Here is a 21294-nt window from a genome sequence, read left to right as displayed (position 1 = left end):
TTTGTACTGGGGGGACGGTGTGGCAAATATTTTTTGTTTTATCTGTCAATTTGGGTTTTCAAAACAAATCTTGTCGGATAGTATTGGGTAACCGTATTCAGAATGATTGTTGTGTAACTCACTCAGATTATTCTCTATTAACCTGTAATTAACAGTGTGGGTTAATACCAAGGTTTAGCCGTAGGGCAGGAGCATTTTCTGCCAAGAAGGAAACCCGGGATCTTATCATCTCGGGTTTTTTTGTCGGTAAATATAGGTTGTTTGTCTCAAATTCATCTTACTTACTGAAACTCTTCTTTGTCTGCCTCTTAATTTGCTGAGGTAGGCTGCTTGCCCTCCCCCGAAAGATGGGTACCTTGGCCGAATAGTGAAAGAACCTTCCGGGTTTGTATTTGTACCAATATCTTGCGGGGACTCGCCGAGTGGCCTTAGCGCCATTCTTTTATCTGGAACCAGTCAACTTAAACCATACAGGACAGGTGCCTCTATCGAATTGTTGGCAGTGAATCTATTGGAGTAGTAACCATGAATGGGAAGTGGTGGAGAAGCTTGAGGAGCTTCCCTCCGTTAGTTTGGATTATTTTAATTGGCAGTTTTTTTAGCCGTGGAACTTATTTTATGGTCTGGCCTTTCCTGGCCATCCTTCTATTTGAAAAGTTTCACCTCGGTGCGGCTGAAATTGGTTTGATCTTGAGTGCATCTGCCGTTGGTGCTGCTGTATTGGGCTTCTTTACCGGTGCACTATCGGATCGCTATGGGCGTCGCAATATGCTATTGCTTGGCTGTATTGTGAGTATTTTTTCCTTTGCTTTGTTGGCTGTGACGCAAACCTTGGCAGGATTTATCTGTGCGATGACCCTGTGTGCTATCGGTCGCGCGGTGTGGGAACCGCCGGCGAGTGCGCTGATAGGCGATTTAATTGACGATCAAGCCAGCCGTGAATTGGCGCTGCAATTCCGCTACTTCCTGATTAATGTGGGGGCCGCGCTGGGGCCGATTGTGGGTGTCTGGGCTGGTTTGAGTGCGCAGCAATCCACTTTTGGGCTCACCTCTATCAGCTACTTACTCTTAGCCCTGGCCTTTGTTTGGGGTTTTGCCAGAACCGAGAGCGGGCGTTTAGCGAGTAAGCAAAGGGATGCGGGCGTATCTCTGGGAAATACGCTCTCGGTATTGCGCCGTGATCAGGTATTTCTGGTGGTGATTATTGCGAATATTTTAACGCTGTTTATCTACGCGCATATGGATTCAAGCTTGGTGCAATACCTCACCCGCGCTGAAGCGCCGGGATTGGTAGAGCTGATATCCAGCATGATCTTTGTTAATGCGTCGACGATAGTATTACTGCAGTTTCCCATTATGAAGTTAATGGGGCCGCTGGCCATTAACACCCGTATTGTGATTGGGTTGGGTATTTTGTCGATCTCCCAGATTTGGTATGCCCTAAATCCGGTAGATTGGTTTTGGGGTTGGCTCGGAGCGACTTTTATTTTGAGTCTGGCTGAGGCAATTTTGTTTCCAACCATGAGCATTCAAATTGACCGGCTGGCACCATCCCATTTACGCGGTACCTATTTTGGGGCCTCTTCCTTTTATGCCATTGGCTGGTCGATGGCGCCATTAATTGGTGGAGTGATTATTCAATGGTGGAGTGGCCCGGCCTTATACGGCTTGTTAGTGGCGTTATGTGGAGTTGTGTTCGTGCTCTATCGCCTTACCGAGTATCTGTCTCGCCCTGAGTGGCCTGAGCCTGAGGGAACGGTAGTCGCGGATCGAGTCGCCAATGTCTCCTAGCACGGGATACAGAATTTAAGGGCAAAAAAATACCCCCGCCAACTCTGGTCAACGGGGGTATTTTATTTTGTGATCGCCGGGAAATTAGATCTCGGCAGCGAGACGTGAGCCCTGGTCGATAGCGCGCTTGGCATCGAGTTCTGCGGCTTCATCAGCGCCACCAATCAGATGGGTGGTTACGCCGCGTTCTTGCAGAGCTTCGTATAGCTTGCGTGCAGGCTCCTGACCGGCGCAGACAATAATATTGTCGACTTCCAGTACCTTTTCCTCTTCACCAACGCGGATATGCAGGCCTTTATCGTCAATTTTGTCGTAAAGGGCACCGGCAATCATCTCTACCTTGCGATGCTGCAAGCTTCCGCGATGAATCCAGCCGGTGGTTTTACCCAGGCCTGCACCCACTTTGGTGGTTTTGCGTTGCAACAAATACACCTGGCGCGGAGAGCTTACTGCTTCGCGTGGCTTCAGGCCGGAGCGATTCTCCAGGGCAATATCGACACCCCATTCATTGAAGAACTCTTCCTTATCGCTGGCGACCACTTCATCTTCTGTGGAGTGGGGCCCATCGTGGGTTAGGTACTCCGCTACATCAAAGCCGATACCGCCGGCTCCGATAATGGCAACCTTCTCGCCAACCGGCTTCTTGTGCTTCAGTACATCCAGGTAACCCAGGACTTTATCGCTCTCAATGCCGGGGATCGGTGGAGTGCGCGGCTCGATACCGGTAGCAATAATCACTTCATCAAAAGATTGCAGATCTTCCGCTGTGGCGATGGTATTAAGTTTTACTTCAACACCGGTGACTTCCAGGCGGCGCTTAAAGTAGCGCAGGGTTTCCTGGAATTCTGCCTTGCCGGGGATCTGCTTGGCGATATTGAACTGGCCACCAATCTTATCGCTGCCTTCGAACAGGGTTACTTCGTGTCCACGCTCTGCGGCAACGGTAGATGCGGCCATGCCCGCAGGGCCGGCGCCGATTACAGCTACCTTTTTCACGTTGTCGGTAGGCAGGTAGTTCAATTCGGTTTCGTGACAAGCGCGGGGGTTTACCAGGCAGGAGGTCAGTTTCAGCTGGAAAGTGTGGTCCAGACACGCTTGGTTACAGCCAATGCAAGTGTTGATCTCGTCGGCGCGGCCTTCGGCGGCTTTGTTGACGAACTCAGAGTCTGCCAGGAAGGGGCGTGCCATGGAAATCATGTCAGCCTGGCCGGAGGACAGAACTTCTTCGGCGACTTCCGGCACATTGATACGGTTACTGGCGACTACCGGGATAGACAGGTGCTTTTTCACCTTGGCGGTGATATCGGTAAATGCCGCGCGGGGAACACTGGTGGCAATAGTGGGAACGCGCGCTTCGTGCCAGCCGATGCCGGTATTGATAATTGTGGCGCCAGCTTTTTCGATAGCCTGGCCCAGAGCCACTACTTCATCGAAGTCACTGCCATCTTCTACCAGGTCCAACATGGACAGGCGGTAAATAATAATAAAGTTCTCACCGACGGCTTCCCGTACGCGGCGCACAACTTCGATCGGCAGGCGGATACGGTTTTCGAAGGAGCCGCCCCATTCATCGGTACGCTTGTTGGTGCGTTTCACGATGAACTGGTTAATAAAGTAACCCTCGGAGCCCATGATCTCCACACCGTCATAGCCGGCTTCGCGAGCCAGGGTGGCGCAGCGTACATAGTCATCGATCTGGCCTTCGATTTCCTCGCTGGTCAATTCACGCGGGGTGAAGGGGTTGATCGGTGCCTGGATGGGAGAGGGTGCAATCAGCTTTTCGTTGTAGGCGTAGCGGCCGGTGTGCAGGATCTGCATACAGATCTTGCCGCCCTCAGCGTGAACAGCATCGGTGACTTCGCGGTGCTGCTGGGCTTCTTCCGAAGTGGTCATCTTCGAAGCGCCCTGGAATACGCCACTCTCTTCGTTCGGGGCAATACCACCGGTTACAATCAGGCCAACGCCACCGCGGGCACGTTCGGCAAAAAAGGCCGCCAAACGGGTGAAGCCATTGGGGTGTTCTTCCAGGTTGGTGTGCATGGAGCCCATCAGCACCCGGTTTTTCAGGGTGGTGAAGCCCAGGTCCAGGGGGGCAAGCATATTAGGGTAGGCTTGGGACATGGCAAATTTCTCTTCTTGTAACCTTTAGGGTTCATTTATGTATATGCAAAAAAGTGCATATCGTTGCCCAGCAGGATAACAAGACGGCCCACTGTGAAACAGTGACTTAACCGGTCGAATTCAGTGATCAATTACGGGCCCCGTCTAACCTTGATGCGTCCCATTCTCATCTATAAATAAAGTGTTTTTTAAGGGTTCCCTGTCTCGACGTATACAGAGGCTCATTTACTCCTCTACCAAGCTTACCAACTTGTTTCGCAGCCATTGATTGGCGGGATCGTCGTGTTGATTTTTATGCCACAGCAGGTGCCAGTCCATTTGCGGTATTTGAAACGGAAGCTCAAACAATCGGGCTGAGTACTGTCGCGCCAGGCTGGCGGGGACTGTCAGTGCCAGGTCGGTTCTCAATACCACTAACGGTGCGACCCGGTAGTGCTGGACCCTCAATTTCACATTGCGACGGCGCCCTAACTTGTTCAGGGCAATATCTTCCAGGCCAGGACCACTCCGACGGCTGGAGACATGGATATGTTCCAGCTTCAGGTACTGTTCCAGGGTAAGGCTGGCGGAATCCGCCAAGGGGTGATCCTGGCGCAACATACACAGGTAGCGATCGTTCATCAGTCGCTGTTGTTTTATCTGTGGGGAAGTGGGTACGGGAACATCCAGGGCAAAGTCCAGGGTGTTGGCGGCCAGTTCCTTGACCAGCTGCTCCCTTGGGACCTGGAAAGACTCGACAGTGATACCTGGGGCCTCCTGCTCCAGCACTTCCAGCAGCCTGGGTAAAAGGAAAGTCTCCGCCATATCGTTCATGGAGAGCCGCAAGGTTTTTCTGGCTTCCTGTGGCACAAAATGACGCTGCTCGCTAAGGCTTGCCCCCAGTAGAGAAAGAGCTTCCTGGACCTTCGGCATAATGCCCTCAGTCAGTGGCGTCGGTGCCATACCGGTGGGGCTGCGAGTGAATAGTGGGTCGTCTAACGTACGGCGAAGTCGCGCGAGAGCATTACTGACAGCCGGCTGGGTGATATGCAGTTGCTCAGCGGCACGAGTCAGGTTTCGGGTTGTGTATATCGCCTCCAGCACGGGAAAGAGGTTCATGTCGATTCGCTGTAATTGCATTGCTGCCACCGTCATCACTCTCATGAATGATTCAATATTCGCATAATAAACTTTGATGATTCAAATGCTGGAGATAGGGTTGGGGAGATCAAAAGGGGAGGGAAATAGGTGGCTGAATTTATTCTGGTACGTCACGGACAGGCTTCATTTGGGGCCGATGACTATGACAATCTCTCCGATACCGGCTGGCAACAGTCGCGCTGGCTGGGTGAATACTGGCGGGATAAGGGTATTCGTTTCGACCGGTTGCTGTGTGGCAACCTAACCCGGCACCGGCAAACTTTGGACGGCATTTGCGAGGGGCTGGAACTCCCCGGTGAAAATACCCGCAGTGTACTCCCCCAGCTTAATGAATTTGATTTTCTAGCGGTTGCCAAGCATTACAGCGAGCTATACCCGGATCGGGCACCGGGAGCAGGTGCCAGTCGCGCCGATTTTTATCGATTCCTGAAGAAGGGGATGCTGGCTTGGGCCGCCGGTGAGATCAGTCCACCGGAAACCTGGTCGCATTTTGAAGCCAGAATCGCAGATGCACTTAAAAACATTTGCGATAGCCCCAAAGGCAGCCGAACCCTGGTTGTTAGTTCGGGCGGTGCCATTGCCATGATGTTGACGCAAATATTGGGCGGCTCAATTTCCACCGTCGCCAATCTCAATATGCAAATCCAAAACACAGCCGTTAGCCGTTTATTTTTCAGTGCAGAAAATATCAGTCTGCACAGTTTCAATCATGTGCCGCACCTGGATCGGGATGGGCGTCACGAATATATCACTTACAGTTGATTGGGCAGGTAACGATGGAATTTGAATACTCAGACAAGGTAAAAGGACTGCTGGAACGCCTGCAAAATTTTATGCAGGAGTATATCTATCCCGCCGAAGCGATATTTATGCAGCAGTTGCAGGAGGATCGCTGGGGAGAGCCGGCGATTTTGGCAGAATTAAAGATTAAAGCCCGGGAAGCGGAACTCTGGAATCTGTTTTTACCGGATTCCCGTTACGGTGCCGGGCTCAATAACCTGGAGTATGCACCCCTGGCTGAGGAAATGGGGAAAGTACTTTTTGCATCGGAGGTATTTAACTGTAATGCCCCGGATACCGGCAATATGGAAGTTTTGGCTCAATACGGTTCTGAGGCCCAGCGGGAACAATGGTTAACCCCGCTTTTGGATGGAAAAATTCGCTCTGCCTTTGCTATGACCGAACCCCGGGTTGCCTCCTCCGATGCCACTAATATCGAAACGTCGATTATCCGCGATGGCGACAGTTACGTTATTAACGGTCACAAGTTTTATATCAGTGGCCTGATGAATAAACGCTGTAAAGTGATGATCGTGATGGGTAAGACCGACCCGGAAAATCCCAATCGTCACCAGCAGCAATCGCAAATCCTGGTACCCACCGATACGCCTGGAGTCAAAATAGTTCGCCCGATGACGGTATTCGGTTATGACGATGCACCGGAAGGGCATGCAGAGGTGATTTTTGAAAATGTCCGGGTGCCCGCAAGCCATTTAATTCTTGGAGAGGGGCGCGGTTTTGAAATTGCCCAGGGACGTTTGGGGCCGGGCAGGATACACCACTGTATGCGGTTAATTGGCCAGGCTCAAAGAGCGCTGGAAATGATGTCGGCACGCGCGGAGCAGCGCATTGTCTTTGGCCGCCCGATGAGCAAGCAGGGATCGGTGCGGGAAGATATTGCCAAATCTGCCTGCGAAATTGAGCAGGCACGCCTGCTGACTCTGAAGGCCGCTGCGCAAATGGATCGGTTGGGTAATAAGGCGGCCAAAGATTTAATCGCAATGATAAAAATTGTCGCGCCACAGATGGCTTGTAAGGTGATAGATCGCGCCATGCAGATTCACGGCGCCGCGGGATTGGGGCAGGATTACAGCCTCGCCCATCACTATGCCTATGCTCGGACTATCCGTCTGGCGGATGGTCCCGATCAAGTCCATATGATGCAGTTGGGCAGAAACCTGGCTGCTCACTATGCCGCCGCGGAAAATCATGGAGGACTCAGTGACTGAGACGGTAAACAATTTGCGCAGCTCTGTGGAAGAGCTGCCTGTTGAGCGACTGCAAGAATATTTGTCCGGCAAAGTCGACGGTTGCAATGGGCCTGTAACGGTCACCAAATTTCCCGGTGGCCAGTCTAACCCCACGTTCAAGTTGCAGACCCCGGCGCGATCTTATGTTTTGCGGCGCCAACCTCCGGGCAAGTTATTGAAATCTGCCCATGCCGTAGATCGGGAGTACCGGGTAATGTCGGCACTCGCCGATACTAAGGTGCCGGTGCCCAAGGTATTGCACCTCTGTGAGGACCGGGACCTGATCGGTTCTATGTTTTATTTAATGGAATATTGTGAGGGCCGGATATTCTGGAATGCAGCACTGCCGGAAGTTGACGCCGAGCAGCGCAGCGCTATGTACGATGAAATGAATCGTGTACTGGCGGCTATGCACAGTTTGGATATTAATGCCGTAGGCCTTTCGGATTACGGCCGACTTGGTAATTATTTCCAGCGGCAACTGGACCGCTGGAGCACTCAATATCGAGCCTCTGAGCTGGAGCCCATTGCCGCAATGGATGAGTTGATGGCCTGGTTGGGTGACGTTTTACCGGATGATGATGGGCGTATCGCGTTGGTGCACGGTGATTACCGGCTCGATAATATGATTTTCCATCCTCAGGAGCCCAAGGTCATAGCGCTTTTGGATTGGGAACTTTCCACACTGGGACATCCCTATGCCGACCTCGCTTACCAGTGTATGCAAATGCGAATGCCCGCTGGCAAAGATAAAATGTCCGGCCTATTAGGCTTGGATATAAAGGCCTTGGGCATCCCCTCCGAAAAAGAGTATGTGGCCAAATACTGCCAGCGAATGGGTATTGATGGGATTGATAATTGGCCGTTTTATCTGGCTTTTAGCTTCTTTCGCCTGGCAGCGATTGTTCAGGGGGTGGTAAAGCGTGCAAAAGACGGCAATGCCTCCAATAAAAATGCGGCAAAACTGGGAGCCCTGGTGGAACCCCTCGCACAAGCTGCATTGGATATCGCTGCTAACGGTTAACTTCTGAAATTATAAGGATAAGAAATGGCAAAGAATATTTTTGATCTCTCGGGAAAAATTGCCTTAGTGACAGGTGCCAGTCGGGGTATTGGTGAGGCCATCGCAAAACTTTTGGCTGAGCAGGGTGCCCATGTTTTGGTTTCCAGCAGAAAGATTGAAGGGTGTCAGGCCGTAGCTGATGCCATTGTGGATGCCGGTGGCTGTGCCGATGCGATCCCCTGTCATATTGGCAATATGGATAATATCCAGCAGGTTATTGGCGATATTCGCGAGCGATTTGGTCGCTTGGATATTTTAGTCAACAATGCGGCAACCAACCCTTATTTTGGGCATATTCTTGATACTGATCTAGCGGCCTTCGAAAAGACGGTAGAGGTCAATATACGCGGTTATTTCTTTATGTCGGTAGAAGCTGGCAAATTGATGCGAGAGCAGGGTGGTGGCGTTATTGTAAATACCGCCTCAGTGAATGCCTTGCAACCGGGTGTAGGGCAGGGTATTTATTCAATCACCAAGGCGGCGGTAGTCAATATGACCAAAGCGTTTGCCAAGGAGTGTGCGCAATTTAATATCCGGGTGAATGCTTTACTACCAGGGCTTACAAAAACCAAATTCGCCGGGGCATTGTTTTCCCACGAGGATATTTATAAAACTGCAGTTGGCCATATTCCCATGCACCGCCATGCGGAGCCGGAAGAGATGGCGGGTACAGTTTTGTACTTGGTCTCCGACGCTTCCAGTTATACGACTGGAGAATGTGTCGTTGTGGATGGTGGTTTGACTTCTTGTGGGGGGATTTAACCATGCATGATCCAATTCTCGATTTTAGCGATAAAGTCGCATTGATTACCGGCGCTGCCAGTGGATTTGGAAAATTACTGGCCGAGGAACTTGGTTCTCGGGGTGCTCGTTTGGTATTGGGAGATATCAATGAAGAGGCTTTGATGCAGTTGGCGGACAAACTGGGAAGCCAAAATATTGCTGTGCGCGCCCAGCACTGTGATGTTTCCCAAGAGTCTGATTGCGCTGCTTTGGCGCAATTGGCTCAGTCAGAATTTGGACAGCTGGATATCGCTGTTAACAATGCTGGAATCGCGCCTCCAATGATGTCTCTCAAGCAGACAGAAGAGGCCATGATGGACCTTCAGTACAACGTTAACCTAAAGGGTGTTTTCCTGGGGCTTAAACACCAGTTGCCCCTATTGAAGATGACCAGCGGAGCTGTACTGAATGTTTCCTCTATGGCGGGGCTGGGCGGCGCTCCCAAGATTGCCTCTTACGCAGCGGCAAAACATGGTGTGATCGGCCTGACCAAAACGGCAGCGATGGAAAACGCCAAGTACGGTATCCGTGTAAACGCAATTTGCCCCTTCTATTGCCTCACCCCGATGGTTACCGATATTGCAACTGAAGATGCCAGCCCTGAACAAGTTCAAGCGTTTCTCGCTGAGGGATGCCCGATGAAACGCCTGGGCAAGCCGGAAGAAGTCGTAGCGGCCATGTTGATGCTGGTTTCCCCAAAAATGACTTACATTACCGGGCAGGCACTGGCAGTAGATGGCGGCCTCTCGGCCTATTGAGGTTGGGAGTCGCTGAGAAAGCGAATAGAGAATCGAAAAGGAGCCTTCGATGCCTGTAGAAATTTCACCTGATAGCCTCGGCTATTACATTGGTTTTGAAACAGAGCCCACAGATTGGTTTGAAATTGACCAGCAGAGAGTTGATAGCTTTGCTGAGTGCACCTTGGATCGACAGTTTATTCATGTAGACCCAGAGGCCGCGGCGAAAACGCCTTTTGGGGGAACGGTTGCCCATGGTTTTCTATCACTGTCACTGCTGCCTTATTTTGTAGGGGCTCTACAGATAACGGTTACAGGTGCTTATATGGGGGTGAATTATGGTTTGGATAAAGTCCGCTTTATCAACCCGGTAAAGACCGGTAGCCGGGTGCGCGTATTTGGGAAAATACTGGATATTATGGAGAAAAAAGAGTCCCACTATCAAATTAAGCTGATGGTAACAATGGAAATAGAGGGCGAGGCGAAGCCAGCTTTAGTTGCAGAGTGGATTTTCCTACAGATTACCTAGTGGGATCAGTATCAGGCCGGACCACCATGTTTCTAAGTCGCAGAGGAAAGTGGTGGTTTCGATCTGTTTGAGAGTTGTTTAAGGCGAGTTTACAAAAATGTTTCTTGTTGTTTAAGGGTGTTGAGACCCATGCGAACAATGTTCAAGTGAGAAGCGGGAATACCTTTTTTGTAGTACTCACCAGTAAAGTCAAACTGTTGGACTTCGATAAATGGTGAGAATAGGGTGCATCCCCAATAGGGGTTTATACCCCACCAGCCATATTTTCCAGCGGTTCTGGGGTTTCTTTGAAAGAAGTTGTAAGCCCTTTTGATATTGTCATATTTGAGTTTGAATTTTCTTTTGTCATTGATGCTGTGGGCATCAAATATCACCAGGCATTGTATAGAGATGCCTTGCCGGCCAAGTGCATTGGCGATTTTTATTGCAGCATTTCCCCCTCTGCTGTAGCCAAACAATATCGCTGCTTTTTTGCGCGAAATCCCATTTTTAAGGTGACGGTAAATAGTTAGCTTTCGTGTGTGGGAAAATATCCGCCCTTGAAGTTGGTTGATTACCGACTTTAGTACCGGATTTTCTCCGGCAGAAGGACCGCCGGCACCGTAGATGCCCACCACAGTGTAGTGGCTAAGTTGAGACTGTATAGGGAGTGAGAATTCGAACTGGCCGCCTGAACTTGATATCAGTTGTTTCTAGCTCCTTGAAGCCGTGCTCGATAAAATCCGGCAGTGACGCTTAGCACTTTTACGTAGTTCATCGGGTAGGGATTCTTCACTTCCATCCTGCTGTTCTGCCCGCCAATAGTGGCACAAGGCAATATACTCGCCACTATTTACCTGATTGCGTAGTGCGAGCCAGGGATCTGGCGCTGGGGTAACTGCCATCACAGTTTCTTTCCAATCCCTTAACGCCGGCTCGTACAAATGCTGCTCGGTGGAATTTGCCTTGTGAGTGAAGGCACCTAGGTGTTGGGCTGGATGAAGAAGCAATAGCAAGGCGGTTACCAAGCTACAACTTACTGTTGCACGAGAGAGTAGATGATTGACGTTTACTTTCGGCTTATAGGTTTGGGCTGTTTTATATAGATCGTCATCCAGCTGCTGCGGGGAAGTCAACGTCTCGGCTTCTTTAAAATATTGATTTTCCCAATTGCTCATAGCATTAACTCGATTACTCTTCGATAACTTCTACTTGCCAAGGTCTTCTCTCCGAACCGTATATCGCTTCGTCCAGTGCGGTTCGGGCGCGATGATATAGGGTGCGGCATTTATTGAGAGAGAGCTGCTCGATGTCAGCCACTGTTGCCAGTGGCAGCTTGCATTCCATATGCAGTAATAAAACATTGCGCAATTGAGAAGGTAAATTTTGAATCGCTGCGAGAATTCTATTCTGCTGGGGAGACTCATGCGCGGATTTCTTCGAACTGGAAAATTCCTCAAGCTTGAGCAATTTATTGACTTGGATGTAAAGCCAACTTTTAAGCAGGCGCCCGTGCAGTTCTGGTGGATTTTCCAAAAGACCACGCCAGAGTTTTTGCAAGAGTAAAGTGGTTGAAGATGGCGCCATTTGCATACAGTAGCGATACAGGGAATCTTTATGGCGGCCGTAGAGTTGACGGAACACAGCAGGTTTGCGCGACTCCTTGTAGTATTGGAATAGCGCCTCGTCAGATAGCTGGCGTAACTCTTTGAGAGACAATGTCTTGAGCCTCCGTACGCAAATTATCCCGCCTCGAACCACTGGCCGAGTATTGGTTTATGCGGCGTCAATAAAGAAGATTGTAGTATGGTTCTGCGTCGCAATTATTCTCTGGCCAGTACTTATAATTTCAGCCGATGTCACGGTACGACAGATACGAATCTTCGGGCTTGCGAAGTATAGTTGCCCCTGGTTTGAGAGGTGGTTGCTCGGGTAAGGGCCAACGCCAGATTTATCAATAAGTGATGATGCGCCTAATTAAGCCATCAAGCGTCAAAAAGAGGCTTGCTCCGGCAAGGGTAGTGGCAATTGAACAGGGCCTTGCCCCGCCCGGAGGTCTGTGAGTCGCAGGCCTACCCCAAGAAGGCGGATGGGAGCAGGGCGTTTTTCTCGACACTCCTGCAGTAGCTGGCGGAATTCAGAAATACGCCCGGCACGGCTGCTGCGCTCGTGGGTGCTGGTAGTAAAATCTGCGTACTTTACTTTAACGGTGGCGCCATTTACTTCGTAACGATCGCCGAGTTTTTCCAGGCGCTCCAGCAGACGCATATACAGCTCTGTCAGCTGTTCCAGCCATTCGTCAAAACTGAATAAGTCTTCGCGAAAGGTGCGCTCGACACTAACACTCTTGCGGGAGCCATCGCCGCTTACCGGGCGATCGTCAACACCACGGCAAAGGTCGTAAAGACGGCGGCCAAATTTGCCAAACTTCTTACTCAGTTCAACTTGTGAAAAATTGCGTAAATCCGCGCAAGTGCGAATGCCTTGTCGATGCATTTTCTCTGCGGTTACCCGTCCCACGCCGTGAATTTTGTTGATAGGCAGGCGCAAAACAAATTGATCGACCTCGCTCGGCGTAATGACTGTCAATCCGTCAGGCTTCTGCCAATCACTGGCAATTTTGGCGAGGAATTTATTCGGGGCCACCCCGGCAGAAATAGTGATACCCAGGGTATCGTGCACCCGTTGCCGGATTTCCTCAGCGATCAGGGTGGCACTGCCGTGGCAGCGGCCACTGTCGGTGACATCCAGGAAGGCTTCGTCCAGGGATAGGGGCTCAATATCATCGCAGTAGTCGAGAAATATCTCCCGTATCTGCCCGCTGACCTCCCGGTACTTAGCCATGTTGCCGGGTACTACAATCAAATCAGGGCACAGTTTCTTGGCCTGGGCGGTAGGCATTGCGGAGCGAACCCCATAGCTGCGGGCTTCATAGTTGCAGGTAGAGATCACCCCGCGCCGGTCGCTACTGCCTCCAACGGCCAAAGGGCGTCCACGGAGATTGGGATCGTCACGCATTTCGACCGAAGCGTAGAAGCAGTCACAATCACAGTGGATAATCTTTCTCATGCTGTGATTATATACAGTGTTATGTCGTGCCAGAAAGTAATTTATGCCACTTGGACACCCGGCGATGACAGGTAGGTGAATAATGAGCAGTATTCCGTTGGTCGAGCACCCAGCTTCCGATGATGTAGCCAGGGTTTTTGCTGAGATTGATGACGAGCTGGGGGGGATCCCCAGTCTGTTCCGTGTCTACGCCCAACACCCGGGATTACTTGAGGCAAACTGGTACAAGTTTAAGACGGTGATGATTCACGGCTGTTTGTCGGCGCAGCTGAAAGAAGCCATTGGCCTGGCAGTCTCAGCCGATAACCACTGTGACTATGGCATTTACCATCACAGTATGTCCCTGCAAATGCTTGGGGTGGAAACGGATGAAGTGATGCGAATTCGCACTGACCCCAAGCATGTGCACTTTTCTGAAAAAGAGCACGCCCTGTTTGACTTGGCGCGCAATGCCAACAGCGCCCCTGATGACCATCGCGAGCACCTGATCGCCGCTGCGCGAAAGCTCGGTGCCGGTGATGATGAGATTCTTGAGGCGTTGGGCGTAATGGAGATGGTACTGGGGGCCAATCACATTGCTGAAGTGCTCAGCCTGGCGCCGACCCGAGTGCCTCACAAGAAGTAATAACAGGCGCCCTTGGGCGGCTGTTCTACTTGGGTCTGCCGAAAATCAGTGCCAGCACAAACATCACAAGGAAAATAAAGAAGAGAATCTTGGCTATTTCAGTTGCGGTCGAAGCGATGCCACTAAAGCCAAAGAAGGCGGCGATCAGCGCAATAACCAGGAAGGTGACAGCCCAGCGCAACATAAGAGGCTCCCAATAGAGTGGAGGGAGCCTTGGGCTCCCGTTCCGCTAATTGATAGAGTCCCGCTCCACAGGTTCCAAATGGTCGCCTGCTTTCATCAGGGTTAGTTGCTCCAGTGTGGCAAACTGGAAGCCCTTTTGCCTGAGTTGCGCAGTAATGAGGGGCAGGGCCTCCATTACCTGATGGTGCTGACCATACATGGGGTGAAGCAGAACCACACTTCCGTCTTTTGCCTTTTGGGATATATAGTCAGCTGCGACTTGAGCGCCGCCTGCTTGCAGTTGCTCAGTAGGATCGATATCCCAGTGAGCAATCTTGAACTGGTGATCACTTAAAAGCGTGCCCAGCTCGTCAGACATCTTTCCGTGAGGAGGGAGAAACATGGGCTTGCTGGTATAGCCATTACTTTGTAGTAGCCGACAGGTTTTTTTAATCTCTTCCTTGGCACTGCTCAAAGGCATCTGGGAAAGGTTTGTGTGTGAGTAACCATGGTTGCCTAACTGATGCCCAGCCTGAATGATTGCCTGGGTCTGTTCCGGGTACCTTTCCATTTCCTGCCCTGTAGGGAAAAAAGTGGCGGTCACTTCCAAAGACTCGAGCCGCTTTAACAGTGGCTCGGTTTTGTCGGGGGAGGGCCCCTCATCAAAAATAAGCGCTACCCATTTATCCTTGCCGGTAATTGCCTGGGCACAGATTGAAAATACAAAAAGCCAAATGCAAATAGCATTAATTATTATTTTCATTTTTTAGGGTTTCCACAGATAGAAAAAAAGCCGTCAATGACGGCTTTTTTCTTTGAACTTGTTTAGCGCTCCAGCTGGTCCAGCTTGCCCTTCTTGCCGTCCCACTCCTCGGCATCCGGTAATGGGTCTTTCTTCTCAGTAATATTGGGCCATACCTCGGCGAGTTCTGCGTTCAACTCGATAAATTCCTGCTGATCGTCCGGAACCTCATCCTCAGAGAAAATCGCGTTGGCGGGGCACTCCGGCTCACACAGGGCGCAGTCGATACACTCGTCTGGGTGAATTACCAGGAAGTTGGGGCCTTCGTAAAAACAGTCTACCGGGCAAACCTCTACACAGTCGGTGTATTTACACTTAATGCAGTTTTCCCCAATTACGAATGTCATGTTTGTCCCTCGATAGTGCCACTGAATTCTTCGTGCAGCGGATTTTATCAATTACTGGCGCGAATTGTAGTGGCTTTTCAGTCGATTTAGTTCACTGTTTATAACAGGATGAATTGGGCGACCAGGGTCGCCCGGTCTTTTACTTCAGTAACTTGCGTAAAGAATAGAGCGCTTCCAGTGCCTGGCGTGGCGTCAAATCGTCCGGATCAAGCTCCTCAAGGGCATCCACGGCCGGGTGGCTTGGGCTGCCAAACAGATCTACCTGCTGGGGGGAACCAGGGCCCGCGGCCATTGGCACAGCGGCTTCTTCCGGCTCCTGTTTGGGGGCCGGTGCAGGCGTAGCAATAGGAGCTGGCACATCTACCGACTGGGCGCCGGCTTCCAATGCTGCCAAGCGCGTGCGGGCCTCGGTCAATACATCACTGGGGATACCGGCCAGTTTGGCCACCTGCAACCCGTAACTCTTAGAGGCGGGCCCTTCCTGGATGCGGTGCAGGAAGACAATTCCCTCGCCGTGCTCGGTGGCATCCAAGTGGATGTTGGCGGCTTCAGAGCACTGGTTGGGCAGGTCAGTCAGTTCAAAGTAATGGGTGGCGAACAGCGTAAAGGCACGCACTTCCCCTGCCAGGTAGTGGGCACAGGCCCAGGCCAGGGACAGGCCGTCGTAAGTGCTGGTACCGCGGCCAATCTCATCCATCAGTACCAAGCTGTGCTCAGTGGCATTGCGCAGGATATTGGCGGTCTCGGTCATCTCCACCATAAAGGTGGAGCGGCCACCGGCCAGGTCATCGGCACTGCCGATGCGAGTGAAGATACGATCCACCAAGCCGATCTGGGCACTGTCGGCGGGCACGTAACTGCCGCAGTGGGCCAACAGGGCAATCAATGCCGTCTGGCGCATATAGGTAGATTTACCGCCCATGTTCGGGCCGGTAATTACCAGCATGCGGCGGTCTTCGTGCAACTCAATATCGTTGGCCACAAAGGGCTCGTCCAATACCTGCTCCACCACCGGATGGCGCCCGCCGGTAATATGCAGGCCCGGCTCAGTGCCCAGTTCGGGACGGCACAGGCGCAAATCGTCAGCGCGCTCGGCCAAGCAGGCCAGCACGTCTAATTCGGAGATACCTGCTGCGGCGGCTTGGAGCTCTGCCAGGGACTCATTCAACTGATTGATCAGCTCTTCGTACAGCGCCTTTTCACGAGCTAGCGCGCGGCTCTTGGCGGAGAGTGCCTTGTCTTCAAACTCCTTCAGTTCGGGCGTGATAAAGCGCTCTGCATTTTTCAGGGTCTGGCGGCGAATGTATTCAGCTGGCGCCTTATCGCTTTGCCCGCGACTGATTTCAATAAAGTAGCCATGCACCCGGTTGTAACCCACCTTAAGGGTGGGAATACCGGTGCGCTCTTTTTCCCGCTGCTCCAGTTGCACCAGGTAATCGCCGGCGTTTTCACTGATAGCGCGCAGCTCGTCCAGTTCTTCGTCGTAGCCGGTAGCAATAACGCCACCGTCGCGAATTACTACCGGAGGGTTTTCAATAATGGCATCTTGCAGCAGCTCTACGGTTTCAGGCCACTCGCCGATCTGGCTGCACAATTCATTCAATAAAGTTGCGTCAGATTCTGCCAACTGTTGCTGAATTTCTGGGAATTGAGCCAGGGACTGGCCCAGGCGAGCCAAATCCCGAGGGCGTGCAGAGCGCAGTGCCAAACGGCCCAGGATTCGCTCCATATCGCCTACAGGTTTGAGGGCATCACGCAGAGGCTCAAAGCCATAATCGGCAATTAACGCTGCGATGGCATCCTGGCGGTTGCGCAAGGTGGTCAGCTGGCGCAGGGGGTTGTTGAACCAGCGGCGCAATAAGCGGCTACCCATAGCGGTTTTACAGCTGTCGAAGACCGACAATAAGGTATTGTCATCGCCACCGTTCAGGTTCAGATCAATCTCCAGATTGCGGCGGCTGGCACCATCCAAGGCGACTGTCTCATCACCACTTTCCGTCAGCAGGCCGCGGATATGGGGCAGCTCGGTACGCTGGGTGTCCCGTGCGTATTGCAGCAGGCAGCCGGCAGCGATCACAGCACCGTGCATATGGCTACAACCAAAGGCCTCCAAGTTCATGGTGCCGAATTGCTGGTTGAGCAGACGCAAAGCGCTCTCAAGCTCGAACTCCCAAGGTGCGCGGCGGCGCACGCCCGCGCGGCGCTCGATTTCAACCGGCAGGCTAAGGTCTTCCGGCGCAAGCAGTTCAGCGGGATTGTGGCGCTGCACCTGCTCGGCGAGAGCTTCCAGAGTATCTGTTTCCTGAACCACAAAACGACCGGTTGCCAGGTCCAGCAGTGCCAGGCCAAATACATCGCCCAAGTGTGAAATAGCAGCCAGGAGGTTATCGCGGCGATCGTTGAGAAGTGCCTCGTCGGTGACCGTGCCCGGAGTAACAATACGTACTACCTGGCGCTCAACCGGCCCCTTACTGGTGGCGGGATCACCGATTTGTTCACAGATGGCAACGGACACACCAGCTTTAATCAGCCGCGCCAAGTAGCCCTCAGCTGCATGGTAGGGAATACCGGCCATGGGGATAGGTTCCCCCCCGGACTTGCCACGGGCAGTAAGGGTGACATCCAACAGCTCAGCCGCCTTCTTGGCATCATCAAAGAACAGCTCGTAAAAGTCCCCCATGCGGTAGAACACCAGCTCTTGGGGGTGCTGGGCCTTGATGCGCATGTATTGCTGCATCATGGGGGTGTGTTCGGGTTTCGCGGCCTTGGTCTTGTTTGCGGTTTTTGGCATTTTTTCTAAGAAAATCAGTAAGTTACAAAAGTGTTTGCAAACCCCAAGAGCCCCGCAGGAGTGGCGGCCGGCTCAGATTGGGGTAGGGGGCAGGTTTCCTCGGGGGCTTAATAAGCAGAAGCGTTCGATCAAATAATGAACGGCAAGCCCAAACCTGATGTTCTTGAAGCATGCAATCGGGATAGATCTGAACAGAAAGGTCCAGGCCAAAGTTCGAAGGGCTTCTTTATAGGAGGCGCAGAATAGCAGAGTGGGGGGCAAACCACTATGGATAGCTTATCAACTGCAAGTGGAATGGCCAGCAGCGACCCGGTGATTTTATGAGAGCGTTGTAGGGAAGCGGGACGTTTTCGTCTTTGAGGTAAGGACCGTCACTTTTCTTTGCTCTAAAGAGTCTGCTGCTGATCTCAATAAAAAAGATTCCTGACTCAGTAAGGTCGAGTACTAAGCAAGCCAACTCTTTACGCGGTAGCGCACCCCTCCAGATGGGACATGTGTGCATAGTAGGCTGATGAAATACAGTACTGCTAACTAAGTCCTGCTTCACATATCAGAATTCAAAAGACGCTGCTCCTATTTCTGGGGAAAATTCTATAACTTGTTGATTTTTAAAGGATGTGAAAAATGATATAAAGCAGGGAGAGCGCGGAATTATAAAGACGCTGCTTTATATCTACCTGCTGAATTGCATGCCGCTCAATGTAGAGTTTTGATTTTGTTGGGTTTTTAAGCTGGCTTTGATTGAGGGCGATGGAATTATATAGAAGGGTGATATATAGACGCTGCTTTTGAATTAACTGTTAAGCGTCCAGAGGGATATGAGCAAGTCTATAGTAATACTAGGAGCTGTAACGATATTTCTGATATTGGCATTTAGCGTTGTCAATATTCAGCAAGGTGGCAAAAGTTACGCCCAGCTCAAAAATGAGGTTTCGGACTCTGCCAAAGCGGACGCTGAAAGTGAGCTTGCTAAAGGCCAATTTGATATTCTGGCTGAAGCTTATGGCTTCGGTGATGGCGGTAGAAAAGTTCCTGGCATAGGTTTTGAACAATATAGCAAGTGCCTCAGCAAATTCGTTCCTCTAAGAATTTACTTGCGTTCAGGCGATGTCGCATGGAAAAAGAGCGAGATTGAACTCATTAAAGAGCTAACAGAATCACCAAAGTCCACACATACATATGCGAAATCGTTCAATCTCAGGAAATTTAAGTGGCTTATGGAGAGCGGCGCAGTTCGATGCGCTTAACCAAGCAATGCAGCCGACGTCTTACTTTGTGCACTTTTTGCACGGTCGCTGCGCTCCCATTTTCGTGCAAAAAGCACACAAAGTAAGCTGCGGCTGATTGCGGCGTTAAATACCGATGATACATAAAGTCTCTGTAACACTAGCTGTAATACATCTCGTATCCGTATTTATTATGGGGTATCTGATTGCAAGTAGCTCCGATGGCAGTGCGGTGATGGCTTGGCTCCTTTACCTCACAATAGATTTTCCCGTAGGTTGGGGAATGGTGCCACTAGCGTACGTAGTCGAAGCACTTAACTTCGTAGATAGTATTGGGAGTAATGGGGAGTACAGTATCTATCGAGATATCCCCAATTTTTGGTATCCAGCTATCTATATAGGTGTTGTCGGCACTGTTTGGTGGTATTACTTACCACAACTAATACTTAGATCAATTAGGTGGCTTCGTAGTGGCCGTAGTATTTAACAAAACAAAGCAGCACCGCCCACTACGTGGGCTGGACAGTTTTTCCGCAGCTTCGCTGCTCCAAATCTGCCGCTGTTTGTGGCGTTATAACTTTCAGAGGATATCGAAATCGGTCAGAGAATTACGAACGATCATGGCTTTGAATGCGTCTCTCTAACGAGTAAGACAGTTGAGAATTTCATTATCATTTATACGGAAGAGAGTGAAAACAATGTTTTAATGCTCATTTTAAAGTTAAAAGAAGTTGAACTCTACCAGCGTTTTTTTCTCGATGCTGCGCTCGGATTTTGGGAAGAGTGGAGTGAAGAAGATGCATTTTGTGACGTGGATGATTTGGAGCATGTAGATCTTGCTAAAGAGTTCGACCTGAAGCATAAGAAAGTTTTATCAATTACTTGCAAAGGGTCTTTCGAAGAGTTCTCCTCAATAGAGTTTAGATTTGAGGGGATCAATTTATTGCTAAGGCTCAGTGACAATACTGATTTTGAATCAGATGTTGTGCTGGAAAGGTTATAACCAAGTGCTGCAGTTGACAGTCAAAAGCGTCACGCCTTTTGATTCAAAAGTCGCGCTACTTTTGCCAGCAATTGAGCACGGCGTTAAGCGTCCAGAGGGATATGAGCAAGTCTATAGTAATACTAGGAGCTGTAACGATATTTCTGATATTGGCATTTAGCGTTGTCAATATTCAGCAAGGTGGCAAAAGTTACGCCCAGCTCAAAAATGAGGTTTCGGACTCTGCCAAAGCGGACGCTGAAAGTGAGCTTGCTAAAGGCCAATTTGATATTCTGGCTGAAGCTTATGGCTTCGGTGATGGCGGTAGAAAAGTTCCTGGCATAGGTTTTGAACAATATAGCAAGTGCCTCAGCAAATTCGTTCCTCTAAGAATTTACTTGCGTTCAGGCGATGTCGCATGGAAAAAGAGCGAGATTGAACTCATTAAAGAGCTAACAGAATCACCAAAGTCCACACATACATATGCGAAATCGTTCAATCTCAGGAAATTTAAGTGGCTTATGGAGAGCGGCGCAGTTCGATGCGCTTAACCAAGCAATGCAGCCGACGTCTTACTTTGTGCACTTTTTGCACGGTCGCTGCGCTCCCATTTTCGTGCAAAAAGCACACAAAGTAAGCTGCGGCTGATTGCGGCGTTAAGCGTCCAGAGGGATATGAGCAAGTCTATAGTAATACTAGGAGCTGTAACGATATTTCTGATATTGGCATTTAGCGTTGTCAATATTCAGCAAGGTGGCAAAAGTTACGCCCAGCTCAAAAATGAGGTTTCGGACTCTGCCAAAGCGGACGCTGAAAGTGAGCTTGCTAAAGGCCAATTTGATATTCTGGCTGAAGCTTATGGCTTCGGTGATGGCGGTAGAAAAGTTCCTGGCATAGGTTTTGAACAATATAGCAAGTGCCTCAGCAAATTCGTTCCTCTAAGAATTTACTTGCGTTCAGGCGATGTCGCATGGAAAAAGAGCGAGATTGAACTCATTAAAGAGCTAACAGAATCACCAAAGTCCACACATACATATGCGAAATCGTTCAATCTCAGGAAATTTAAGTGGCTTATGGAGAGCGGCGCAGTTCGATGCGCTTAACCAAGCAATGCAGC

Annotated in this window: 23 protein-coding genes; 13 read left to right on the top strand and 10 right to left on the bottom strand. The window is 50.7% G+C overall.

The window, feature by feature from the left end; genetic code table 11:
- The first annotated feature begins 525 nt into the window (after positions 1–525).
- The gene (locus ACJJIE_RS10495; RefSeq protein ID WP_444894549.1) at positions 526–1791 is read left to right on the top strand and encodes an MDR family MFS transporter; all 1266 of its coding nucleotides are present in this window, start codon (positions 526–528) and stop codon (positions 1789–1791) included.
- An 84-nt stretch (positions 1792–1875) separates the two neighbouring features.
- Here the strand turns inward: ACJJIE_RS10495 and ACJJIE_RS10490 are convergent, their stop codons facing one another.
- The gene (locus ACJJIE_RS10490; RefSeq protein ID WP_444894548.1) at positions 1876–3912 is read right to left on the bottom strand and encodes an oxidoreductase; all 2037 of its coding nucleotides are present in this window, start codon (positions 3910–3912) and stop codon (positions 1876–1878) included.
- 225 nt (positions 3913–4137) lie between these two features.
- Entirely contained in the window at positions 4138–5031 is an 894-nt protein-coding gene (locus tag ACJJIE_RS10485; protein ID WP_413664907.1) for a LysR family transcriptional regulator, read from the bottom strand.
- Between the two features lie 108 nt (positions 5032–5139).
- On the opposite strand from ACJJIE_RS10485, the gene ACJJIE_RS10480 reads away from it, so the two are divergent.
- Genes ACJJIE_RS10480 through ACJJIE_RS10455 form a run of 6 tightly spaced genes read left to right on the top strand, consistent with a single transcriptional unit; the run spans position 5140 to position 10194 of the window.
- On the top strand, positions 5140–5814 hold the full coding sequence (locus ACJJIE_RS10480) for a histidine phosphatase family protein (protein ID WP_282931830.1): 675 nt from the start codon (positions 5140–5142) through the stop codon (positions 5812–5814).
- Between the two features lie 14 nt (positions 5815–5828).
- Complete coding sequence (locus ACJJIE_RS10475; protein WP_444894547.1) at positions 5829–7061, top strand: acyl-CoA dehydrogenase family protein; 1233 nt, start codon at positions 5829–5831, stop codon at positions 7059–7061.
- Positions 7054–8106 (top strand): phosphotransferase, encoded by a 1053-nt coding sequence (locus ACJJIE_RS10470; RefSeq protein WP_444894546.1) that lies wholly within the window; start codon positions 7054–7056, stop codon positions 8104–8106. The genes ACJJIE_RS10475 and ACJJIE_RS10470 overlap by 8 nt, the downstream gene beginning before the upstream one ends.
- 24 nt (positions 8107–8130) lie before the next feature.
- Positions 8131–8907, top strand: a complete 777-nt coding sequence (locus tag ACJJIE_RS10465; RefSeq protein WP_282931833.1) for an SDR family oxidoreductase — start codon at positions 8131–8133, stop codon at positions 8905–8907.
- Between the two features lie 2 nt (positions 8908–8909).
- A complete protein-coding gene (locus ACJJIE_RS10460; protein WP_282931834.1) occupies positions 8910–9686 on the top strand; it encodes an SDR family NAD(P)-dependent oxidoreductase in 777 nt (258 codons plus the stop codon).
- 49 nt (positions 9687–9735) lie between these two features.
- Positions 9736–10194, top strand: a complete 459-nt coding sequence (locus ACJJIE_RS10455) for a MaoC family dehydratase (RefSeq protein WP_282931835.1) — start codon at positions 9736–9738, stop codon at positions 10192–10194.
- A gap of 89 nt (positions 10195–10283) precedes the next feature.
- Here the strand turns inward: ACJJIE_RS10455 and ACJJIE_RS10450 are convergent, their stop codons facing one another.
- From ACJJIE_RS10450 to dinB, 4 genes are all read right to left on the bottom strand, one after another.
- A complete protein-coding gene (locus ACJJIE_RS10450; RefSeq protein ID WP_282931836.1) occupies positions 10284–10808 on the bottom strand; it encodes a hypothetical protein in 525 nt (174 codons plus the stop codon).
- Between the two features lie 78 nt (positions 10809–10886).
- Positions 10887–11351 carry a hypothetical protein gene (locus tag ACJJIE_RS10445; protein WP_282931837.1) on the bottom strand — a complete coding sequence of 155 codons (465 nt, stop codon included), beginning with the start codon at positions 11349–11351 and terminating at the stop codon, positions 10887–10889.
- 13 nt (positions 11352–11364) lie between these two features.
- Positions 11365–11892, bottom strand: a complete 528-nt coding sequence (locus ACJJIE_RS10440; RefSeq protein ID WP_282931838.1) for an RNA polymerase sigma factor — start codon at positions 11890–11892, stop codon at positions 11365–11367.
- A gap of 273 nt (positions 11893–12165) precedes the next feature.
- Positions 12166–13242 carry a DNA polymerase IV gene (gene dinB / locus ACJJIE_RS10435; protein ID WP_282931839.1) on the bottom strand — a complete coding sequence of 359 codons (1077 nt, stop codon included), beginning with the start codon at positions 13240–13242 and terminating at the stop codon, positions 12166–12168.
- 82 nt (positions 13243–13324) lie between these two features.
- On the opposite strand from dinB, the gene ACJJIE_RS10430 reads away from it, so the two are divergent.
- Positions 13325–13867 carry a carboxymuconolactone decarboxylase family protein gene (locus ACJJIE_RS10430; RefSeq protein ID WP_413664916.1) on the top strand — a complete coding sequence of 181 codons (543 nt, stop codon included), beginning with the start codon at positions 13325–13327 and terminating at the stop codon, positions 13865–13867.
- A gap of 25 nt (positions 13868–13892) precedes the next feature.
- Here the strand turns inward: ACJJIE_RS10430 and ACJJIE_RS10425 are convergent, their stop codons facing one another.
- The 4 genes from ACJJIE_RS10425 to mutS form a co-directional block, all read right to left on the bottom strand.
- Entirely contained in the window at positions 13893–14051 is a 159-nt protein-coding gene (locus ACJJIE_RS10425; protein WP_282931841.1) for a DUF1328 domain-containing protein, read from the bottom strand.
- Positions 14052–14096: 45 nt separating this feature from the next.
- A complete protein-coding gene (locus ACJJIE_RS10420; protein ID WP_282931842.1) occupies positions 14097–14792 on the bottom strand; it encodes a polysaccharide deacetylase family protein in 696 nt (231 codons plus the stop codon).
- A 62-nt stretch (positions 14793–14854) separates the two neighbouring features.
- Positions 14855–15178, bottom strand: a complete 324-nt coding sequence (gene fdxA / locus ACJJIE_RS10415; RefSeq protein ID WP_108732342.1) for a ferredoxin FdxA — start codon at positions 15176–15178, stop codon at positions 14855–14857.
- A 139-nt stretch (positions 15179–15317) separates the two neighbouring features.
- Complete coding sequence (gene mutS / locus ACJJIE_RS10410) at positions 15318–17969, bottom strand: DNA mismatch repair protein MutS (RefSeq protein ID WP_444894545.1); 2652 nt, start codon at positions 17967–17969, stop codon at positions 15318–15320.
- A gap of 818 nt (positions 17970–18787) precedes the next feature.
- Here mutS and ACJJIE_RS10405 point away from each other — a divergent pair.
- The 5 genes from ACJJIE_RS10405 (at position 18788) to ACJJIE_RS10385 (ending at position 21280) form a co-directional block, all read left to right on the top strand.
- Positions 18788–19216 carry a hypothetical protein gene (locus ACJJIE_RS10405; protein WP_444894542.1) on the top strand — a complete coding sequence of 143 codons (429 nt, stop codon included), beginning with the start codon at positions 18788–18790 and terminating at the stop codon, positions 19214–19216.
- A 115-nt stretch (positions 19217–19331) separates the two neighbouring features.
- Positions 19332–19682 (top strand): hypothetical protein, encoded by a 351-nt coding sequence (locus ACJJIE_RS10400; RefSeq protein ID WP_444894544.1) that lies wholly within the window; start codon positions 19332–19334, stop codon positions 19680–19682.
- Positions 19683–19901: 219 nt separating this feature from the next.
- Complete coding sequence (locus ACJJIE_RS10395; protein WP_444894543.1) at positions 19902–20198, top strand: hypothetical protein; 297 nt, start codon at positions 19902–19904, stop codon at positions 20196–20198.
- A gap of 101 nt (positions 20199–20299) precedes the next feature.
- The gene (locus tag ACJJIE_RS10390) at positions 20300–20728 is read left to right on the top strand and encodes a hypothetical protein (protein ID WP_444894542.1); all 429 of its coding nucleotides are present in this window, start codon (positions 20300–20302) and stop codon (positions 20726–20728) included.
- 123 nt (positions 20729–20851) lie between these two features.
- Positions 20852–21280 carry a hypothetical protein gene (locus tag ACJJIE_RS10385; protein ID WP_444894542.1) on the top strand — a complete coding sequence of 143 codons (429 nt, stop codon included), beginning with the start codon at positions 20852–20854 and terminating at the stop codon, positions 21278–21280.
- The last annotated feature ends 14 nt before the right edge of the window (positions 21281–21294 follow it).

The sequence above is a fragment of the Microbulbifer maximicatervae (SeqCode) genome (genome assembly GCF_052467325.1).
The sequence above is the reverse complement of the archived record's forward strand: the minus strand, read 5'-3'. Positions and strand labels throughout refer to the sequence as shown.